The organism is Bacillus bruguierae (assembly GCF_037104725.1).
GTDB lineage: Bacteria > Bacillota > Bacilli > Bacillales > Bacillaceae_G > Bacillus_A > Bacillus_A bruguierae.
Genome location: NZ_JBAWSX010000020.1, coordinates 1 through 18480, shown reverse-complemented (window position 1 = coordinate 18480; position 18480 = coordinate 1). Strand labels below are relative to the sequence as shown.

The 18480-nt window shown below is 34.2% G+C and carries 26 protein-coding genes and 3 pseudogenes; 23 read left to right on the top strand and 6 right to left on the bottom strand.

What is annotated here, in order from left to right:
* Positions 1–24 precede the first annotated feature (24 nt).
* Entirely contained in the window at positions 25–1407 is a 1383-nt protein-coding gene (locus tag WAZ07_RS22735) for an IS1182 family transposase (protein ID WP_336474266.1), read from the bottom strand.
* Positions 1408–1749: 342 nt separating this feature from the next.
* Between WAZ07_RS22735 and WAZ07_RS22730 the strand changes: the two genes are divergently transcribed.
* From WAZ07_RS22730 to WAZ07_RS22720, 3 genes are read left to right on the top strand one after another with little or no spacing between them, the layout of a single operon-like run.
* On the top strand, positions 1750–1992 hold the full coding sequence (locus tag WAZ07_RS22730) for a hemolysin XhlA family protein (RefSeq protein ID WP_272188892.1): 243 nt from the start codon (positions 1750–1752) through the stop codon (positions 1990–1992).
* An 8-nt stretch (positions 1993–2000) separates the two neighbouring features.
* On the top strand, positions 2001–2201 hold the full coding sequence (locus WAZ07_RS22725; protein WP_272188894.1) for a hypothetical protein: 201 nt from the start codon (positions 2001–2003) through the stop codon (positions 2199–2201).
* The gene (locus WAZ07_RS22720; RefSeq protein ID WP_336474319.1) at positions 2201–3022 is read left to right on the top strand and encodes a GH25 family lysozyme; all 822 of its coding nucleotides are present in this window, start codon (positions 2201–2203) and stop codon (positions 3020–3022) included. The genes WAZ07_RS22725 and WAZ07_RS22720 overlap by 1 nt, the downstream gene beginning before the upstream one ends.
* Before the next feature lie 620 nt (positions 3023–3642).
* Here the strand turns inward: WAZ07_RS22720 and WAZ07_RS22715 are convergent.
* The 3 genes from WAZ07_RS22715 to WAZ07_RS22705 form a co-directional block, all read right to left on the bottom strand.
* Positions 3643–3873: a hypothetical protein gene (locus WAZ07_RS22715; RefSeq protein WP_336474265.1), complete on the bottom strand. Its 231-nt coding sequence runs from the start codon at positions 3871–3873 to the stop codon at positions 3643–3645.
* 13 nt (positions 3874–3886) lie between these two features.
* The gene (locus WAZ07_RS22710) at positions 3887–4471 is read right to left on the bottom strand and encodes a sigma-70 family RNA polymerase sigma factor (RefSeq protein ID WP_090919895.1); all 585 of its coding nucleotides are present in this window, start codon (positions 4469–4471) and stop codon (positions 3887–3889) included.
* Between the two features lie 1058 nt (positions 4472–5529).
* Positions 5530–5679 (bottom strand): hypothetical protein, encoded by a 150-nt coding sequence (locus WAZ07_RS22705; RefSeq protein WP_170857772.1) that lies wholly within the window; start codon positions 5677–5679, stop codon positions 5530–5532.
* Between the two features lie 204 nt (positions 5680–5883).
* On the opposite strand from WAZ07_RS22705, the gene WAZ07_RS22700 reads away from it, so the two are divergent.
* Positions 5884–6054: a hypothetical protein gene (locus tag WAZ07_RS22700; RefSeq protein ID WP_336474264.1), complete on the top strand. Its 171-nt coding sequence runs from the start codon at positions 5884–5886 to the stop codon at positions 6052–6054.
* A 371-nt stretch (positions 6055–6425) separates the two neighbouring features.
* Positions 6426–6551, top strand: coding sequence for a hypothetical protein (locus WAZ07_RS22695; protein WP_336474263.1), 126 nt, complete (start codon positions 6426–6428; stop codon positions 6549–6551).
* A 33-nt stretch (positions 6552–6584) separates the two neighbouring features.
* Here WAZ07_RS22695 and WAZ07_RS22690 read toward each other — a convergent pair whose 3' ends face one another.
* A complete protein-coding gene (locus WAZ07_RS22690; RefSeq protein ID WP_088046389.1) occupies positions 6585–6938 on the bottom strand; it encodes a helix-turn-helix domain-containing protein in 354 nt (117 codons plus the stop codon).
* Between the two features lie 176 nt (positions 6939–7114).
* On the opposite strand from WAZ07_RS22690, the gene WAZ07_RS22685 reads away from it, so the two are divergent.
* From WAZ07_RS22685 to WAZ07_RS22640, 10 genes are all read left to right on the top strand, one after another.
* The gene (locus WAZ07_RS22685; RefSeq protein ID WP_336474262.1) at positions 7115–7372 is read left to right on the top strand and encodes a helix-turn-helix domain-containing protein; all 258 of its coding nucleotides are present in this window, start codon (positions 7115–7117) and stop codon (positions 7370–7372) included.
* Positions 7373–7384: 12 nt separating this feature from the next.
* Positions 7385–8116: an antA/AntB antirepressor family protein gene (locus WAZ07_RS22680; protein ID WP_336474261.1), complete on the top strand. Its 732-nt coding sequence runs from the start codon at positions 7385–7387 to the stop codon at positions 8114–8116.
* Between the two features lie 390 nt (positions 8117–8506).
* Complete coding sequence (locus WAZ07_RS22675; protein WP_336474260.1) at positions 8507–8719, top strand: YqaI family protein; 213 nt, start codon at positions 8507–8509, stop codon at positions 8717–8719.
* 1 nt (position 8720) lies between these two features.
* The gene (locus WAZ07_RS22670; RefSeq protein ID WP_336474259.1) at positions 8721–8897 is read left to right on the top strand and encodes a hypothetical protein; all 177 of its coding nucleotides are present in this window, start codon (positions 8721–8723) and stop codon (positions 8895–8897) included.
* Positions 8898–9068: 171 nt separating this feature from the next.
* Positions 9069–9800, top strand: a complete 732-nt coding sequence (locus WAZ07_RS22665) for a hypothetical protein (RefSeq protein ID WP_336474318.1) — start codon at positions 9069–9071, stop codon at positions 9798–9800.
* Between the two features lie 10 nt (positions 9801–9810).
* Positions 9811–11118, top strand: a complete 1308-nt coding sequence (locus WAZ07_RS22660; protein WP_336474258.1) for a replicative DNA helicase — start codon at positions 9811–9813, stop codon at positions 11116–11118.
* A 4-nt stretch (positions 11119–11122) separates the two neighbouring features.
* Complete coding sequence (locus WAZ07_RS22655; protein WP_336474257.1) at positions 11123–11335, top strand: hypothetical protein; 213 nt, start codon at positions 11123–11125, stop codon at positions 11333–11335.
* Between the two features lie 155 nt (positions 11336–11490).
* Positions 11491–11688 (top strand): hypothetical protein, encoded by a 198-nt coding sequence (locus WAZ07_RS22650; protein ID WP_336474256.1) that lies wholly within the window; start codon positions 11491–11493, stop codon positions 11686–11688.
* Positions 11689–11696: 8 nt separating this feature from the next.
* Positions 11697–11861 (top strand): Fur-regulated basic protein FbpA, encoded by a 165-nt coding sequence (fbpA, locus tag WAZ07_RS22645; protein ID WP_336474255.1) that lies wholly within the window; start codon positions 11697–11699, stop codon positions 11859–11861.
* Positions 11862–11895: 34 nt separating this feature from the next.
* Positions 11896–12045, top strand: coding sequence for a hypothetical protein (locus WAZ07_RS22640; RefSeq protein WP_336474254.1), 150 nt, complete (start codon positions 11896–11898; stop codon positions 12043–12045).
* Between the two features lie 59 nt (positions 12046–12104).
* On the opposite strand, the gene WAZ07_RS22635 is transcribed toward WAZ07_RS22640, so the two are convergent.
* A complete protein-coding gene (locus tag WAZ07_RS22635; protein WP_336474253.1) occupies positions 12105–12233 on the bottom strand; it encodes a hypothetical protein in 129 nt (42 codons plus the stop codon).
* A gap of 682 nt (positions 12234–12915) precedes the next feature.
* Here WAZ07_RS22635 and WAZ07_RS22630 point away from each other — a divergent pair.
* The 8 genes and pseudogenes from WAZ07_RS22630 to WAZ07_RS22595 all read left to right on the top strand — a co-directional run.
* Positions 12916–13242, top strand: coding sequence for a hypothetical protein (locus WAZ07_RS22630; RefSeq protein WP_090919933.1), 327 nt, complete (start codon positions 12916–12918; stop codon positions 13240–13242).
* A 21-nt stretch (positions 13243–13263) separates the two neighbouring features.
* Positions 13264–13425, top strand: a complete 162-nt coding sequence (locus tag WAZ07_RS22625; protein ID WP_336474252.1) for a hypothetical protein — start codon at positions 13264–13266, stop codon at positions 13423–13425.
* Between the two features lie 320 nt (positions 13426–13745).
* Positions 13746–14567: pseudogene (locus tag WAZ07_RS22620) on the top strand (IS4 family transposase); the annotation flags it as partial.
* Between the two features lie 674 nt (positions 14568–15241).
* Positions 15242–15553 carry a hypothetical protein gene (locus tag WAZ07_RS22615; RefSeq protein ID WP_336474251.1) on the top strand — a complete coding sequence of 104 codons (312 nt, stop codon included), beginning with the start codon at positions 15242–15244 and terminating at the stop codon, positions 15551–15553.
* Between the two features lie 825 nt (positions 15554–16378).
* A complete protein-coding gene (locus WAZ07_RS22610; protein WP_336474250.1) occupies positions 16379–17014 on the top strand; it encodes an FMN-dependent NADH-azoreductase in 636 nt (211 codons plus the stop codon).
* A gap of 150 nt (positions 17015–17164) precedes the next feature.
* On the top strand, positions 17165–18001 hold the full coding sequence (locus WAZ07_RS22605) for an alpha/beta fold hydrolase (protein WP_336474249.1): 837 nt from the start codon (positions 17165–17167) through the stop codon (positions 17999–18001).
* 5 nt (positions 18002–18006) lie between these two features.
* Positions 18007–18132: pseudogene (locus WAZ07_RS22600) on the top strand (isochorismate family cysteine hydrolase YcaC); the annotation flags it as partial.
* 197 nt (positions 18133–18329) lie between these two features.
* Positions 18330–18480, top strand: a pseudogene (locus WAZ07_RS22595) (hydrolase); the annotation flags it as partial.

Here is an 18480-nt window from a genome sequence, read left to right as displayed (position 1 = left end):
CATTTTCTTTGATTTGTATTTGTTTTATAAAGTAGTTTCTTCTATAATTTGATGTGTTAGGTGTAAACCAACTCGCTTAAGTGAGCGAAGTTTGGTCCACTTTTTTAAGCTTTGTATGATGGCCGTCATCAAAACTTGTGCTTTAACTTTTTGAACTCCACGGTATCGCGCGTAGCGTAGACCGTGGAGTTCTTTACTATGTGCGAAACTCAGTTCTACCGTAGATGGACGAACAGAACGGAGAATTTTCCCTCTCATCGACAAGCGCTGTTCTCTTAATTGATCGTAAATGTCTTGATGAATTGAAATTCGTAACACACGGTCTTCGTTTTCTTTTTTCGCAAATGGACAGAATTGGCAGCTTCCTTTAGGTGGTTTGAATTCATGATATCCTTGACGATTTGTCGTTTTATAATAAAACGGTACACCACAAGGACAGGCATAGAGATCCTCGTTTACTTGTTTAAAGTGGTAACGACGACACTGCGGATGTTCTTTTGTGGTGAATCGGCGATAAGATATGTAGACAAAGAAGAGACGTTGAAACAATCTGTATGCGAGGGAGGCGTTATAGTACCCTGAATCAAGGGCAATTTCTCCCGCATACTTTCCAAATAGTTGTTTTAACCATTCAATTTGTTCAATCAACTTGCGATGTCCCGGAACATTCGCAGCGGTGATATCTGTGGCAATGATAAAGTTATGAAGCGAATCGACTACTCGATGTTCAAAATACGCAAATCGGCCGCGTTTATCGTGTTTGACGGATAAACGTGCGTCAGGATCTACTGGGCTAATATTCGTCTGTTTTTCCTCTATTTTTGAACGTTTCGCTGGAAGCGGTTTTTTTCCACGACGCAAGCGATGATTGTTAATTATCGCTAAATCTGTACCTTTTTCTTCTATTACTTTCTCTTCTACCAAGGTTTCGCGGATACGTTTATTTGCATTCGCTTTTAATTCTGTTTCATCCGCTACCCATGTTTCGTTCGCAATAAATCCTTCTTGATGAATCAAACGAAGACAATGCTGAAAAAGCTTCTCCCAAAACGCCGTATTTCGTAAACGTTGCGAAAGAAACTTAGAGATTGTTGAATGATCTGGAATTTTCTCTTTTGGAGAAATACCTAAAAACCAACGATACGTCGCATTCTGTTTTACCTGATTACATGTAAAACGAACCGAACGAAAGCCTTCCAAATACTGAATTAATAAGATTTTTACTAACATAATTGGATCTTTCGTTGGGCGACCGATACGATGTGGATAGAACACTTCTAACTGTCTTGTCACAAAATTCCAATCCATTACTTGATCTATCTTTACTAAATGATGCGAAGCATCATACATCATTTCATAGTACTTTCGATTCTCTTCAACTTGTTTTATGGAATATGTAACATACATAAAAACTCTCCTCGCTTCATTTCGTTCACGAGGAGAGTTTATCGAAATTTTTAATTTTTGTCCATTGACTAGGTTGTTTTTCAACAGTATGAGCGTCTTCCTTTTGGAAGACGCTCTTTTTGTACGCCCAGCATGCGCATATTCTTTAGGGTTCAAGTCTCGAATCGTGAAGGCAGTAGTAGCGATTAGCTTAAGACAAGGGTGTCCGTGGTGACGCGGAATCTGAAGGAAGTCGGCAGTAAATCCCAGGTCTGAGGAACACGAATTTTATATAAAAATGCATCAGTTATAAGAAAATAAGTTGCATTGTTTCTCTTTTTATTGTAAAGGAGGGATGAATCAATGAATGAACAAATTAAGCAAGATGATTTTAAAGAGCTTTTAGTTGGACTAACGAGGGTAGAAACAAAACTTGATACATTAGGAAACGTAAAAGAAGTTGCGATTGAGGCCCAACAATTTGCTAAAAATGCGCATTTACGTATAGATAGGTTAGATAAATTAGTTTTTTGGATTGGAACAACTGTAGTGGGTGCAATCATTACAGGGGCTATTATGACTCTATTTAAAGTTGCAGGAAAGTAGGTGAAAATATGAATAAAGAAAATATCCAAAAACGTCTTCGTAACTGGCAAATGTGGGTTGCAACTTTTTCATTAATTGGGTTTCTATTTACTAAATTAGGAGTTCCGGAGGCAAAAAGTTTCTTAGACGAATTGGCGCCTTATTTATTGTCGGTCGGTATCGCACTTGGTATTTGGACAGATCATGAAGAGAAAGGAAATACTGAATGATGACTAAACATATCGTAGACTTATCAAAATACAATAATAATATCGATTGGGATATAGCTGCACCGCAATTGGATTTAGCAATCTGTCGTGTACAATATGGATCAAAAAAAATAGATACACTGTATAATGAGCATATCCAAAATTTAGAAAAACATAGAATCCCCCATGCTGCTTATGCTTACGGGTGCTATGTAAGCATTGCAGATGCTCTTGTGGAAGCGAAAGACTTCTTAGCGCGTGTAAATCCAAATGCACAATTTCTTGTACTAGATGTTGAAGATGACACTCTAGCAAGTTGTGGAAGTACTTACCTAGCAGAAGCAACACAGGTATTTATCAATACTTGTCGGGATGCTGGTTGGAAAGTTGGCTTATATGTATCGCACCATATGTATGGATCTTATGGGTTACAAAATATAAAAGCTGACTTCTTATGGATTCCACGATATGGGGGAAATAAGCCTGAATATGAGTGTGATTTATGGCAATATGCAGATGGTGAAACAGGAGGATGGCTTGATGGAATAGGAAAAGTAGATCTAAATGTTTTAAATGGGGATAAAACGATCGAATGGTTCACGAATGATCAGGAACTTTATCGTATCTTTATAGGAGACTTCAATTCAGTTGAATGGATAGAAGAAGTATATCAAACAATCAAAGATATTTTCCCAGACTACGGGATATGGACACAATCGCTTGATGATGGTAATCAGCGTATCATCATTGGTGATTTCAACTCCAAAGCGTGGTGTGATGAAACATTTGCAAAGTTGAAAGATACTTTTCCGTCATATGGTATGTGGGTTGAGAGAATTTAACTACCTATATTTATACTATCTCATATGATATTACTTTTTTAGGTTCATCACTGCAACATGTGATTGATTTTGTGAAAATGAATCATTTTTCATATACGGAACGGAGAGTGGCGATTTCTGCGGGAATAGCGTGGAGAGTGAGACCCCGCAGGCGGAGGCTTGCTCTTGCCCGCGGAAAGCGTCCACTCGGAGCAGAGTGTACATCTCATCCCGTCTTTTGGTGATGAACCATAAAAATTGGGGAAATCTTCTTGTTTAAGAACTTTAAAATCTGGCAAATCTAGTGATACAAAAATCATTTATGAACCCTCCTAATGTTTGTTAGCTAACATTAGGAGGGTTCATAAATGTTTTCTTTTTTTATGTTTAAATCACAAAATTTGATGGTTACCAGTGGACACTAAAAAAGATGGCTTTAGTAGAATACCGAAACCATCTCTTAAGTGCTTGATTTTTTATGGTCTTTTTATTAAACTGTCCATTTTATAGGGTACAGTTCATTATCAAGAAGTGTTTTTTAGGAAGTTCAGGTTATTAAATTAGAACTTTTTTAGTTTGATGAAAAAACGAAGATTATTAATCTTTCATAAATTCATTATGCAATAGCTTATCGACACGGTTCAGTTTTGTCGTTTTAAGCCATTTACATTTAAAAAATCAAAAAAACCAGGAACTTCTAAATTATTAATAACATTAACTTTTTCAAATATTTTCATGTGAATCTCTTGTTCTAAATCTTCTCTTTCTTGATATGGGGTATTTTGTAAACATTTACGGATTTTAAGATTGAAAGATTGTAAAATGTCTTCATAATTATAGTTAGTTACATTTGAGTCTTTTAGTTCTAACATTTATTTTTTCACCTCATATTAATTGTGATTTAAGTTTTTCTAAGGCTTTTTTATGATTATAAGAAATTGTTTGTTCCGATTCTGATAAAATTCTCGAGATTTGTTTATTATTATATTCGTGAACATAATATAAATTTAGTATATGTAACTGCTTTTCTGTTAATAAATCTAAAGCTTTGTATAGCAATTCATCTGTAATATGTTCTTTTAAATGAATTTGATTTTCTTCGAATTGTTTACAAGTTCTATCTGTTAAATCATTGTTCATTACTTCTAACATGGTGGTATTATTATTTTCATCGCTAGTAATTGTCTTATCTAAAGTTAACAAATTCCTATTCTTATTAAGGGTAACTTTTTTATCAAAATCTATTGAATAAAAATAAATTAATTTACTAATATAGCTTAGCATTTTAACTTTTTTAAAATGGAGTTTAAACGCTTCATCTAGTAATTGTTTGTTTTTGCTTGTTGGCTCTTCTATTGCTTTTATAAATAATGAGTGATTCTTAGGATCTTTGAGAAACTGTTGTACAATAGGTTCTTCTAATTTTTTTTGGTATTTACTGTAGAACAATGCTAATTCCTTACTATTCAAAAAAACAACCTCCCAATCTTTAAAAATATAAATGAAGGTATAAAAAATATCTAATTATAAATAATGATATAAATTTAGCTGTATTTTAAAATTTATATCTTATTAATAAAAGAAGTAAAAAGGGATGGAAAATAAAAAAACAGTCTATTTATTTTAATTTGCTAAGGAATTATATGAATATAAAAGTAGCTTTATATAAAATAATTTTAATTTTTATATAAAGATATATAAAAGTTAAAAAGAGAGTGATTTTTTATATGATAGCTATTCATTACAAAGACTCTCTTCTAAATTATTATTTTGGGTTTCTTATGATAAGAAACAATAAGCTTGTCTATTTTTCTTATCAGACTTCTAATTAAAATAAATTATTCATGAACCTTTTATGTAGCAGAGCATTTGGATAATTAATAGATAAATTTTTTGTAAACGAACACTTGTTCTATACTTATTTTACCACTTTTTTCTTTAAAATGAAAGATATTTTAGAGTAAACCAGGGGATTTAGAATAAATTTATTTCAAGAAAAAGCTAGGAAACTTAGGTGTATGAAGGAATACTTTTTAGAGGAGCATGAGATGAAGTATTCTAATAATTCCCCAAGTAAATAGTTGTTATTTTATAGACTGATGTAAAGATGTAAGCTTCCTTTGGTTGCATAATTAAGGGAATATATAGAAAAATAAATTATTTCATATAATAATGATGAATGTAAGTTTTGTATGGAGATAAAAGCATGGGCAGAAAAATGTATCCCATTTACTATGAAAGATACAATGATACGAAATTTTAAATTGGGTGTAATAGGTCGGATAGGATATTGGAGTCTGATTTGCTATGATCAAATGAAGTTTCTAAATAGAAAAAGACCACAAAGCTTTTTTGAAAAAGATGCCTTGCAGCCTGATGATTTCGTGCCTTTCCTAAATGAAATCAATCGTATTTCTTTTTGAATCGACAGCGTGATATAAATACGTCTATTAACCTTATTATTTAATAATAGGAGCAGAAGCTAGTATGTTTGAATTGTGATCAAATGAATAGAAAAAGAGAATTCTCTATTTTTTTTCTTCTATTTTCACTTCTATGTATTCAAAGAAACTTGGTGGTTCATTTAAGGCTTCTTGTTTCAATTTTTCAAGCTCTTTTCGTTGGTTTGGATTTAATTTATCTAGTAGGTTCTTATCATTAGATATTTTTTGGGACAACACACTTCCCTCCTCAGATATTGAAGTTAAATTCATTATACTATATTAAAGTTTTTTTTCTATTTTTTTTAGTTATTCTACTTTCTTTTCACTTAATAGAGTAAGAGCATAATTTATTTAATGATTTGCTTGAATATACGTACCTACTTTCAATCACATTATTAAATTAAGATCAATTGGTTGGAAAAAAGGAGGGAATTTCTAATGGTAGAACCAAAAATGGATACAGCAGTATTTGCTGTACAAACATGGGTAAATGACAAGTATCATAAGGTGAAGGAAATTCTTAATTTCACGACAAAAGCAACTTTCCACCTTCCATCTAGCATTGGGCTATCGCTCTGCACGCGTTTGGGGAAAAATTCCTTCAGATAGAGTGTTAAATTTAATTTTTGTATAGAACAATTGTTCTGTTTATGGTAAAATATACATATGGAAGATAGTTAAATATTCGAAATCAGGCATTGTTAAAAGTTACTTTAACAGTAGTTGCAGAAAGGATTTTCGCTTTTGTTCCAGTTACAAAATATAAACAATCTCAAAAGGTATCAGCATGGATGCAACATATACAAGTCGATTCTAGTTAGATCGAGGGCTGATTTTTTATAAATATATAAAATGAGACTATTTTAATTGATAGTCTCATTCTTACTTTATATGGAGTGGAGAGAAACCAACCATCTAATTAAGTACTTTTTAGCTAGAAAATGAAAAGTTTTATTATTAGCTTGAGGGGGCATATGTTGATGAAAAAGGAACAGTTAGCAAAAATGGCAGTTAAGTTAGGTTTGCAAGTGAATGGAATTACAAAAGCAACTGATATTTTAAAAATATGCCTAGATGAATCTTATAAAGATAAACAAAATACATAAAAAAGAAGACTTCTTCTATAATAGTCTTCTTTTTTAATTATTCTTTTTCATTTTCATGTAATTCACATACATTTCTAATTGTTCCCAAGCTTTTTTCCGTTCTTCTTCTGGAAGACTCTCGATTATTGCCATTATATTTTTTCCTTCTTCACTTACTATTTTATCTTCTTCTGTAGTAAGTTCTGGTTCTTCTGACCTGCCTAATAAATAGTCTGTAGTTACATTAAAATAATCAGCTATTTTTTCTAAAGTTTCACGACCGGGGGCTTTCATTCCTTTTTCGAATTTAGAAACACTCGCCTTAGTTATTCCTATAGCTGTAGCAAATTGTTCTTGAGTAAGTTTATGTTCAGTTCTTAATAATTTCACACGCTCATTTAATTCCATTTTTGAATCCTCCTCTTTTTACGTATTTAAGTAAGTTACTTTTATTATATTGTTTCCTAATAGGAAACGCAAACCCCTAAAAAGTTAACCTCTAGGAAATTTTTTATAAAAAACACTTGAAGTTTCCTGCTGGGAAACTTATAATAAGTATATAGACATTAGAAGGGAGTAATTAAGTGCTAAATAACAATAAAAAAACAAAGTTAAAAATAGCTTTTGATAACTCTGATTTCACATACGAAAAATTAGCCGAGATTGTTGGTATATCAAAGAGTTATTGCTATAAAATCATAAATGTTCATAAATATAAAAAAAATATTTATTATGGAACGGCAGCTAAAATTGCAAGAGCTTTGAATGAAGATATGTCAGAATTGTTTAATGAACACCAAATTTTTTTTAATCATATAGTTTCCCTTAGGGATACATTATAAGGAGAGAAGAAAATGGATCAATTAAAAGTCGTTGCTAATGAAATGCTTCCAATTTATCAAAATGAGGTAGGAGAAAAGTTCGTAAATGCTAGAGAATTGTATGAGCAACTTTTAGTATCAACTCCATTTCCTAAATGGATCGAAGGAAGAATTGAAGGCTATAGTTTCACTGACAATGAAGACTTTTGGACATATTTTTCCGTAAGCACTGATGGTAGACCTTTAAAGGAATACATATTCACTTTAGATGCTGGTAAAGAGCTTGCAATGATTGAGAATAACGAAATAGGAAAAGCAATTCGCAAATATTTCATCGAAGTAGAAAAACGTTCTTATCAGCAACAACCAAATTCACCATTACAAGCTTTACAAATCGCTATTAATCAAATGGTATTACAGGAACAAAAAATAATTCAACTTGAACAACAAGTAACAATTGTGCAGCACCGTATTAATAGCTTAGACACAATCGATACAGATGGTGATTTACAGCAACGATTAAACAAAATGATTCAGCGTTTTGCTTGGAGCGAAGGCATTAACTTCAATAAAGCTTGGAAAATGTTCAGAAGTACATTTAACAAAGTATACAGAACGAATTTGAAAACAAAAGTAAATAATTACAAAGAAAAGCATGGTTTAAAACAGCTGACAGTTCCTCGGTACTTAGCGCTTACAAATCAATTAGAAGATGCAGTTAGAGTAGCAGATAAGCTTCTGAATAAGGAGAATGAGATAGCATAAGAAAACTACATAACGTGACTATATAGCAGAACAAACCACTTCACTCCCCATTTTTGGTGAGTGAAGATCTAGCACCTATGAATATCATTATAAATTGATATTCATAGGAACACCTTCTTCCGTTGAACGTATTTGACAAAAGGCGGGAAATCCTACAACAATAGACGGGCTCTGTACCTGTCGTAATGATCGAGAACGACATATTGATGCTCTGATGTATGTTGTATCCCCATTCTGTAACACAAAGTTCTCGATCATTACGATGCGTACAGCATCAATAAAACGAGAAAAGCGTCCCGATGCCGCGGGACGCTTTGGAGAATAAAACTCATTTTTTTGATACATCTATTGTATCATGCTTGTTCTCCCAATAAAAGGAGGAAAAGAAGGATGTTAGAAAATGCCATAATTATGCACAACGGTTACGGAATTAAAGACCCGCAAGAGTATGAGCCAGTACCAGTTGAAGATGAATGTGGGGTTGAAGTTTTTTATGGTGATGAAATTCTTGTATCCCCAAATGGAAGTGTCGTCTTAAAAGAAAATGCAGTTGAGTATTTAACAAATGTTCTTGGCTACACAATTAGAAAGGCGGGCGAGTGAGATGTCATTACAAAACAAAATCCAAGCTGAAATTCAAATTTTGATAAACATCATCGAATGTGAGAGGAAAAATCCAGATAAATATACCGCAGCATCGTTAGTCGCTTATGAACACGGTTTACAAGCACTCATGGAAGTCTATGAAGCAAGTAGGCAATTAGAAGTAGCACCATTTTAAGGAGAATGCGGGGTACGGACATGTTACCCCAATCCAAAAGATATATAGACATGGTAAACAGCATAAAAATGTGGATCAAAAAATTAACGGATTGAGCAAGAAGAGAACTTCAGTGTATGCAGGTCAATGTGATGAATTTAGTTACATGTGCGTTATGAGGAAGGTGGATTAATGGCGACATTCAGGGTTAGTAAAAATAAAAACTATACAACAATTAATAATACAGGTCTTCGTGATGAACGCTTAACTTGGAAAGCTAAAGGGATTTTGGTATATATCCTTTCTCTTCCGGATGATTGGGTTTTCTATATGGAAGAAATTGCGAAACATTCTAAAGATGGAATTGCAAGTTTGAAGGCGGGCATGAAGGAACTAAAAGAATGTGGTTATGTTAAACGGTTCCCAATAAAAGGAGAAGACGGAAAAATTCATAAATGGGAAACGATTATTTATGAAGTACCACAAGTCGAAAAACCACAAGTAGAAATTCTACCCATGGAAAACCTACCAGTAGAAAATGAACTGCTACTAAGTACTAATATACCAAGTACTAATAATATTAATTCTGCACAAAAGAAAAGTCTACGTAAAAATATGTGCGAAAGTTATTCAGATGAATTTGAACAACTATGGAAGATATACCCTAAGAAGATTGATAAAAAACAAGGATATAAGTCTTTTAAAGCAGCTAATAAGAAACATTCATTTGAAATAATTCTTTTTGGTGTAAAAGGTTATGGGGATTACATCAAAAGAAACGGAACAGAAACAAAGTTTGTAAAACACGCTTCTACCTTCTTTAATAACGAATGCTACCTCGAATATGTAGAACAACCTAAACCACCAGTACAAAATGAACCAAAAGTAACAACTACCTTCTCTATAGACAATTTACTCGATTGAGGTGTAACAGATGGACAAGTACCAGATTCATTATGAAAACGAATGCTACATTCTTGGAATGATGATGCGTGATAACAGTTTGGTAGATGAAACGAGATTAAAACCAAAGCATTTCTTAAATACACATAATCGAAATCTCTTTAAAGTCATGAAGGAATTGCGAAATGAAGAAAAGCCAACTGACATGATGGCACTTTCACAAATTGGCGAGAACAGAATGGCAATATTTGGCGGGATCAATACACTGAGCAACGTATACGGATTGGGAGTGCGTGGTCATAATTTCAATTTTATTCAACAAAAAATGATTGAATTTGTGGCAATTGATGAAGCGCTACAAGAGGTAGAAGCTTTCATTGATAAAACGAAGTATGCCCACAGCTCGCAACAGTTAAACGAACTAATTTCAAAGATTAATAATGTACAAGTTACCACTATAAAGCCGCAGTCTTCATTTAAAGAGAAATTACAGCAAAGGATCCTACAGCATAGCGCTATGCCAGAACAAGGTTTGAGTGGAACTTCAACAGGTTTTATTAGCTTGAATAAAGCTTTAGATGGATGGCAACCATCAGATTTAATTGTCGTGGCGGCACGGCCATCTGTGGGTAAGACAGCCTTCGTATTAGAAACGATGCGACGCGGAGCAAGGGCAAGCAAAGACTACATGGGGACATTCTTCTCATGTGAGATGAGCGAAGAAAAGATTATCGATCGTTGGATTGCATCAGAAGGAAAGATTCCCGTAGCAGCGATGAGTAATCCAAACAAGTTCTTTAGCGGAAGGCAGGAATACTGGGATAAATATCACAAGGCTTGTGGAGAACTGGCAGAGTTTTCAATCAATGTTCGTTCGGAAAAAGATATTAATGAAATCCGCGCAGTGATACGAAAGATTGTGAAAGATAATCCGAATAAAAAGCACCTATTTGCGATAGATCACTTAGGACACATTGATATTGATGAATCTTTTGATAGCAACCATCTCAAGTTTACATACATCATGAAATACCTAAAAGACATGCAGAAAGAGTTCAACGTACCGATTATTCTTGTAGCACAGCTTAATCGTAGTGTGGAAGGGAAGCAGGACAAAGCACCGACAATGGCAGACATTCGAGAATCTGGAAGTATTGAGGAAATCGCAGACGTGATTATCTTCCCGCATAGACCAGCTTACTTTGATCGTGAGCAAAGAGAAGTACAGGAAATCCACGATGTGGAGTTGATTATAGCGAAGAACCGAAATGGATTTGTTGGGACATTGCCGTTTCAGTTCGTTAAAAAAACCAATCTATACCTCGATAAAGGGATGTGATGTTATGACGCTTTTAGAAATGTATACAGAAGCGAAGAAGGAAAATATAGTAAGTGCTTGGATGCTTATTGAATTCCTAATTTTTGAGAAGAAAGCGTTAATTTTTACGGATGATGTGAGCAAGTTGGATTATTACTATGAACCACGTTTCCGAAACAAAATGAACGAGTATCTAAACGGGTACATGAAACAGCGCGGTATTAAAGCGGCGGCATAATGATGAGGAATATGGAAGTGTGCGAGTATGCAAAGTCAACTTTCGTTTGCTAATATATTCGGAACTTTCGACTATACAACCCGAAGCACAGCAGAGAAGTTTTTGCAGCGCGGCAGGGAAGCCTGTAAGAAAAAAACTAGCTAAGGGGACAAGCAATGACAATGAAAGAAAAAGCGCAATTACGTGGTTTCTGGACACATAAGCTAACGGGTGAGCATATCGCTATAACGCGTGTGATAGACTTTAGCACAGTTTATATCAGTAAGGTGGATTTGCTAGGCAATGAACTTGGGTCGAAAGAAATTATGTTACTGCGAGATGTAAAGGCGGACTATGTGAAAGGCAAGCATTAGGAGGAACAATGGATAGAAAACAAATATTCATCGATGTTTTACTACATAAAGGGATTTACAAGGAAGAAGATACAGGGCGGCAGCTTTATGAAATGAGTGAGCGGGAGTTATGGAATCTATTGAAAGGAGATGAAGAAATATGCAACCAATCGAACATGGAGTTTACGAAGTGACTTTGTTGTTAGCAGGATCTAAAGGAGGTAAGTAATGAGAACAGAAACTGTGGTGCAAGTGCAGAGTGAAATCAAAGCAGTAGAGAGCGAGATTCATAAGTTGGAGTACCATCTAAACGGATTGAATAGTGAGAAGCAGAATACAAAACACAAGTTGCATGAATTGAAGACAAGAATGAAATAATTACCAATTAAAAGAATGAAGAGAAGAAATGGAATAGCAAGTGTAGTTAATGATTAAATTCACAATACTAATTGAACTTGTCGTACGGTTCTCCCGTGGTCAGGAGCCAGAATAAAACCATCTTTTCCTCCATAAGTGTGGTTCACCCATAATTGGGCTGCTTGTACCATTTCATCCACTTTATCCATTTTAAATCCCTCTTCCTGTAGATATATTTGAGTTGAATTTATTGGAACAATGCAGTAAGTGGCTAATTAATGTATCTGTATACCAAATAAATTCTGCTCATAACATAATAAGTGAAATGAAAGAAGGAAAATTAAAATAAATAATATTTTAGTGATATTCCCCTCTAAAATAAGGAATGTTTTTATTCATCCATATATATAAAACAAATAAATGTTTGTTAGGATTTTCCGGTTCATGAAGCCTCACCATACATGCCCATCAACTTAAAAATATTCACTATCCTCAAAAGTAAAAAAATCATTCTATCTAAACAAACTAAATTATTAGAAAGAATAATGTTTTCATGAATCTTTCGATTTATATTGTATAGACTTCATTTGTTGGTGAAATTTTCTTTTTCCATACTGATTACATACCTTTTTAGGAGTAATATCGTATATCCAAGTTTAAGAGATTACTTGCAAAAATTTTAGGGTTTTGTAACAGAATCCTTATTTATCCTAAATTATTCTTTTTTAAAATTTTTTTCTTATATTTTTTGATTTATTCTACTTTCATTTCACTTAATAAAGTAAGGGGCGAGTTTACTGGAAAAGCTGATTAAATAAATATTTCTCTAAGTTATACCAATAAATTAAGCTCCATTAACAAAAAATAAAAAATTGAAGGAGGAATTTTATTATGCCAGGAGTTGATGAAGGGATTGGAAAACCGAATCTTAGAACGTCTGTATGGACTGATTCAAACAAATATGGTCCCGGGGCGACAACAGTTGATATCACGTTGAGTGATGCATATGGTGACGTAAACTGGTCATATACAGCGGCTTTAGAACGATATGCAAATGGCTCATGGACAGCAACGGATCTTACGAGTGGTAGTTTTTACAACAATGTAAGCAAATCATTCAATATCACGGACAATCTCCCTGGGTTGTACCGTGTACGTGTGTACTTATCTCCAGGGTCATATCAAAATATTACGTATTCATTTAATATTTACCGATAAAAGTGCAAGGGAGGCGTTGAAATGTTCGAAGATATCAAGGATTATTTGAGAAAAATGCCTCCAAATGCACTATCTACATTACCTCCCGGGGAGCTTGACAAGTATCTTTTTCAAGTGAAAGAAAACTTATCAGAATATCATCTACGGGAGATTACACCTTTCTTCATTGTAAGGAATATATGATGAAGATGGAGTAGCACAATATGCAAGCCTTAAACGACCACCTGCTTTAACGGGTGGTCGTTTAAGGCTGAAGTCCTACTCAAACTCAAAGAATTTAAGCTGAAGCAGACTCAAACTTAGACTAAACTCATTCTTCAATCTTGAATATTTCGTCCATCCTTTCATTGAATTGATTTGCTATGTAATTTCTGGTTCTGTTGCAAAGTTTTCTACATGGGGTCCCGCCACATCGCTATCAAGCTAATAAAACAAAATACCCCCTAAAATGAAAAAATACGCTATTCTTTCTGTAGAATCATAGGAAAGGATGGCGTTTTTGTATGTCTATTTTTGTATCTGATGAGTTACAACTATTTGCTCAAGAAATTCAAAGTTTCTTATCCCAAAATATCTTACGAAATCTTGCTAGAGATGTTGGTTTTGTACAGCGAACCAGTAAGTACCAGGCAAAGGATTTAGTCGCTTTATGTGTATGGATGAGCCAAAATGTCGCTACAACTTCTTTAACTCAGTTATCCAGCTGTTTAGAAGCATCAACAGAAGTACTCATCAGTCCTGAGGGATTGAATCAACGGTTTAATAAAGCGGCGGTCCGATTTTTACAACACATATTAGCGGAACTACTAAACCAAAAATTGGGCTCATCTATACCGATTTCTTCTCCATATACTTCTGTTTTCAAGCGTATTCGTATTTTAGATTCAACTGCATTTCAACTCCCAGATTCCTTTTCATTCGTTTATCCAGGTGCAGGAGGCTGCAGCCATACAGCGGGGGTGAAAATTCAGCTTGAATATGATTTATTAAGTGGACGGTTCCTACATATTCATACCGGTCCAGGTAAACAACATGATCGAACCTACGGTTCTCTGTGTGTCCCAACTGTGACAGCGAATGATTTATGTATTCGAGATTTAGGATATTTTCATTTGAAAGATCTTCAACATATACAGGATAAAAAGGCTTACTATATCTCTCGTATCAAGTCGAATACACGTATTTATCAAAAAAATCCCGATCCTAATTATTTTCGAGATGGAAGAATCAAAAAAGGTACGGAGTATATACAGATAGATATGGAGGTGTTAATGAACTCTCTTCAGCCAGGACAAACATGTGAAATACTCGACGCTTATGTAGGCCCAGTACCAGCGTTCTTGTAACCAGGGGCAAAGTAGCGAATTTTATTAATATATACATGTTTTTCAGTAACAAAAAGGTATTTAGTCAATAAAGTTACAAAATATTTTTGATACAGTATTTTGTTACAACAACTTCAATAGTTATAAAAGTGGTTGTTTTTTCAAACGAAACGTAACAAAAATGATCGTTTATGTTACAAAATAAATTACTTTGCCCCTAATCGCAGCTACGCTGGTATTGGGCCTTTATGTACTGATATTATAACATTCCAAAAATAGAGCCAAAACTTTTAAGTTATGAGCATGATTTTGTTAGAATTATATTTTTCCTAAAATCTTGCAAGTGGAAGGAGTATCGCCAGCATTTGGGAAAAAAACACGCTAAGCGGTTTTGAAATAAAAATAAGTAGTTTCAATAATGTTAAGAGCATGCAGGATTTTATACAGTTTTTCGGCTAATCCAGTAAAAAACGGAACCATTGCGGCAATGTATAAAATTCTGTATATTTTATAATATCGGAGAGTAAGAGAATCCCTTGGTATAAAAGGATTCCTGACGATATCCAACTTTTTATAATGAGACGTTATGTTAAATTTGCATGAATATCTTATTCATCCAAATTTGTACAAAAACGTCCTTGCTAATGGTACAATTAGGATAACGGAGAAATATTATGGGATATCTTAATCAGCTTTATGTAATACTGTATTTTATAATCGGCATTGCATTATTCTCATTCTTCAATTCTGATTCACCAAAAACTAAGGATAAAAATCTAACATTCATAATGGTCAGTTTAGGGGTAAATCTATTCACAATTCCAGTGGCTTTATTTATAGGTGTGATGGCAACAGACTCTCCATATAGTACTGAACTTGATTTTTGGGGAGGATTTCTCTTTATTCAGGCAATACCGCTTCTCATACTACTTGTAGCTTTGATATGGTGGTTTATCCGCAAGGGCAAAGAAAAAATCGACACATAGAATTTTAAAATGACTTTCGCTAACGAATTTTACGTTAACTAGCCCCTCTTGTGGGGGGCTAGTTGTTTTTTTACAGTAGCAAAGATGAGATTTCACTTTTAGAAACTGTCTTAGCGTATAAAATCTGCGTTTTGTCGGCAGGACTACAAATAGTTCTGTTGACGGTACCCCTATGAGCACTCGAAAGGGTGCTTTTTCTACTACAATAAAAAGACCCCGTTACAAAACGGAGCAAGAAGATGAATAGTGAAGCTGTACATTGAATATAACGCTGATCCTCCAGCGATGCAAAAACGCAAAATCCACTTTTCCTCTTAATAACATGACATTTTTATTTCTCAATATCTCAACACCAAGCACATGATAATATCAATTTATCGACAGATTGATACCCTCCAAAAACGCAAAAACGAACTCTCTTTTATGATGGTTTGTTTTTGCATATTTGAGTACACAAACCTAAATATAAAAAACACGCTAAATGTATTAGCGTATGTTTTCCGCGTAATGTTGTCGAGACCCCATCGTCATCAACTTAAGAAATACATTCTTCCCAAAACGAAAAAAATGAGCCGAACTCTCATAAATAGCTGTAAAAAGGTGAAATTTTCGTTACGGGGGTATTATGAGATTTTAACTTGATGGGCATGTGGCGATACCACGTTTAACAAAACGAGATAGGAGAGTTTGTTCACTTACGAAAAAAAGTAACTATTTCTATTGACAGGAAAATAATGGTTTTGTATTATACTTACATAAGGTAAGTAATTTACTTTTTGAAATAAAATCTTTAATTAAAGATATTTACTGATGGAGGGAATAAAAATGAAAAAAGTACTATTTATTACAGCAAATCCAAATTCAGCAGAAGCATCTTTCGGTATGGCAGTAGGGGAAGCATTTATCGAAGCGTATAAAAATGAACATCCACAAGATGAAGTTGTAACAATTGATCTATTTAACACAACTGTACCAGAAATTGATACAGAAGTATTTGCAGCTTGGGGGAAATTTGCAGCAGGTGAAGGCTTTGAAACGTTAAGCGAAAGCCAACAGCAAAAAATTGCAGCAATGAATACAAACTTAGAAACATTTATGAATGCAGATCGTTATGTATTTGTAACACCAATGTGGAACTTTAGCTATCCACCAGTAGTAAAAGCATACTTAGATAACCTATCTATCGCAGGTAAAACATTTAAATATACTGAAAATGGTCCAGTTGGATTATTAGAAGGTAAAAAAGCACTTCACATTCAAGCTACAGGTGGCATTTACTCTGAAGGAGCATATGCAGTAATGGACTTTGGTCGTCAACACTTAAATGCTGTATTAGGATTTATGGGTGTATCTGATACAGAATATCTTGCAGTTGAAGGAATGAATGCAAATCCTGAAAAAGCACAAGAAATTAAAGAGGCAGCAATTGTAAATGCACGTGAAGTAGCAAAACGTTTCTAATATAGAAAACTCAAAAATGTCCAATTGGTTCTGTTTTGTTAGCTTTAGGTACAAGTATCATCATTGGCTTTATTTATAAATAGGTTACGAGATTCATCCGGATTATTGACAAAAAATACATATATCAGACTATTTTTTGGAGGTAGAAGAATGGCAAAAATTACTGTAGGAACCGAAAATCAAACACCCATTGAACTATATTATGAGGATCATGGTACAGGGAAGCCAGTAGTATTAATTCACGGTTGGCCATTAAGTGGCCGATCTTGGGAATACCAAGTTCCTGCTCTCGTTGAGGCTGGATACAGAGTCATAACTTATGACCGTCGAGGGTTCGGGAACTCTTCTCAGCCATGGAATGGTTATGATTATGATACATTTGCTACTGATTTACATATGTTACTAGAGCATATGGATCTCCAAGATGTCACACTGGTCGGATTTTCAATGGGGGGTGGAGAAGTAGCTCGCTATATCGGAAACTATGGCACAAATAGAGTAGGGAAGGCTGTATTTGCAGGAGCTGTACCACCATTTCTTTACAAGTCAGCAGATCATCCTGAGGGACTATTAGATGATGCAGCAATTCAAGGATTTGAAAATGGAGTAAAAAATGATCGCCTAGCATTTCTTGATGAGTTTACGAGAGGATTTTTTGCTGCTGGAGATAGAACTGACTTAGTCAGTGAACCATTCCGGCTTTACAATAGAGATATTGCAGCGGTTGCATCGCCTAAAGGAACACTAGATTGTATCGCTGCTTTCAGCAAAACGGACTTCAGAGGAGATTTAGCCAAGTTTAATATACCTACCCTTGTTATTCATGGTGATTCAGATGCAACTACTTCATTTGAATATAGTGGGAAACTAACACATGAAGCAATTCCTAATTCTAAGGTAGCTTTAATAAAGGGTGGTCCACATGGGCTCAATGCAACACATGCCAAAGAATTTAATGAAGCACTGCTATCATTTTTAGAAGACTGATTACATTACAACGTGACTGGCGAAATGACGTGGAAGGCTTTGGAGCCTTACTTGTTAACAATCTTCCCGGTTATCAAAATATCATTGGAAGCTATAGGGGAGCTCAAAGAGATTTTAGTCAAGTAAAATAACACTAAAAGAGCTATGTAGACGGACCGTAGTGTACTCAATTCGCCATGATTCAACAATATCTCTGAATTCATTTAGGTTTTTAAACCAACGTTCTTCAAATTTATTGGATTTCCAATGTATAAATAATTACTTTAATAACCATTTTGTTCCAAAAAACTATTAAGTTTCAAACAAAATTAAAAAGGAGTGTTTTATTATGAGTAATTTAGAATTGTTAACACCGGAGAACAGTGCATTAATTTTGATCGATTTTCAGCCTCAAATGACTTTTGGAGTTGCAAGCATTGACAGACAAACATTGATTAATAACGTTATGCTGCTTGCTAAATCAGCAAAAGTTTTTAACG

Excerpts from the sequence above, each read along its gene's own strand:
- WAZ07_RS22690 (WP_088046389.1), bottom strand. The coding sequence starts at position 6,938 with ATGGAATTAAATGAGCGTGTGAAATTATTAAGAACTGAACATAAACTT.
- WAZ07_RS22630 (WP_090919933.1), top strand. The coding sequence starts at position 12,916 with ATGCCAGGAGTTGATGAAGGGATTGGAAAACCGAATCTTAGAACGTCT.
- WAZ07_RS22655 (WP_336474257.1), top strand. The coding sequence starts at position 11,123 with ATGACGCTTTTAGAAATGTATACAGAAGCGAAGAAGGAAAATATAGTA.
- fbpA (WP_336474255.1), top strand. The coding sequence starts at position 11,697 with ATGGATAGAAAACAAATATTCATCGATGTTTTACTACATAAAGGGATT.
- WAZ07_RS22615 (WP_336474251.1), top strand. The coding sequence starts at position 15,242 with ATGGGATATCTTAATCAGCTTTATGTAATACTGTATTTTATAATCGGC.
- WAZ07_RS22640 (WP_336474254.1), top strand. The coding sequence starts at position 11,896 with ATGAGAACAGAAACTGTGGTGCAAGTGCAGAGTGAAATCAAAGCAGTA.
- WAZ07_RS22715 (WP_336474265.1), bottom strand. The coding sequence starts at position 3,873 with ATGTTAGAACTAAAAGACTCAAATGTAACTAACTATAATTATGAAGAC.
- WAZ07_RS22650 (WP_336474256.1), top strand. The coding sequence starts at position 11,491 with ATGACAATGAAAGAAAAAGCGCAATTACGTGGTTTCTGGACACATAAG.
- WAZ07_RS22695 (WP_336474263.1), top strand. The coding sequence starts at position 6,426 with ATGAAAAAGGAACAGTTAGCAAAAATGGCAGTTAAGTTAGGTTTGCAA.
- WAZ07_RS22610 (WP_336474250.1), top strand. The coding sequence starts at position 16,379 with ATGAAAAAAGTACTATTTATTACAGCAAATCCAAATTCAGCAGAAGCA.
- WAZ07_RS22680 (WP_336474261.1), top strand. The coding sequence starts at position 7,385 with ATGGATCAATTAAAAGTCGTTGCTAATGAAATGCTTCCAATTTATCAA.
- WAZ07_RS22635 (WP_336474253.1), bottom strand. The coding sequence starts at position 12,233 with ATGGATAAAGTGGATGAAATGGTACAAGCAGCCCAATTATGGGTGAAC.
- WAZ07_RS22665 (WP_336474318.1), top strand. The coding sequence starts at position 9,069 with ATGGCGACATTCAGGGTTAGTAAAAATAAAAACTATACAACAATTAAT.
- WAZ07_RS22625 (WP_336474252.1), top strand. The coding sequence starts at position 13,264 with ATGTTCGAAGATATCAAGGATTATTTGAGAAAAATGCCTCCAAATGCA.
- WAZ07_RS22725 (WP_272188894.1), top strand. The coding sequence starts at position 2,001 with ATGAATAAAGAAAATATCCAAAAACGTCTTCGTAACTGGCAAATGTGG.
- WAZ07_RS22660 (WP_336474258.1), top strand. The coding sequence starts at position 9,811 with ATGGACAAGTACCAGATTCATTATGAAAACGAATGCTACATTCTTGGA.
- WAZ07_RS22675 (WP_336474260.1), top strand. The coding sequence starts at position 8,507 with ATGTTAGAAAATGCCATAATTATGCACAACGGTTACGGAATTAAAGAC.
- WAZ07_RS22720 (WP_336474319.1), top strand. The coding sequence starts at position 2,201 with ATGACTAAACATATCGTAGACTTATCAAAATACAATAATAATATCGAT.
- WAZ07_RS22735 (WP_336474266.1), bottom strand. The coding sequence starts at position 1,407 with ATGTATGTTACATATTCCATAAAACAAGTTGAAGAGAATCGAAAGTAC.
- WAZ07_RS22605 (WP_336474249.1), top strand. The coding sequence starts at position 17,165 with ATGGCAAAAATTACTGTAGGAACCGAAAATCAAACACCCATTGAACTA.
- WAZ07_RS22670 (WP_336474259.1), top strand. The coding sequence starts at position 8,721 with ATGTCATTACAAAACAAAATCCAAGCTGAAATTCAAATTTTGATAAAC.
- WAZ07_RS22730 (WP_272188892.1), top strand. The coding sequence starts at position 1,750 with ATGAATGAACAAATTAAGCAAGATGATTTTAAAGAGCTTTTAGTTGGA.
- WAZ07_RS22700 (WP_336474264.1), top strand. The coding sequence starts at position 5,884 with ATGGTAGAACCAAAAATGGATACAGCAGTATTTGCTGTACAAACATGG.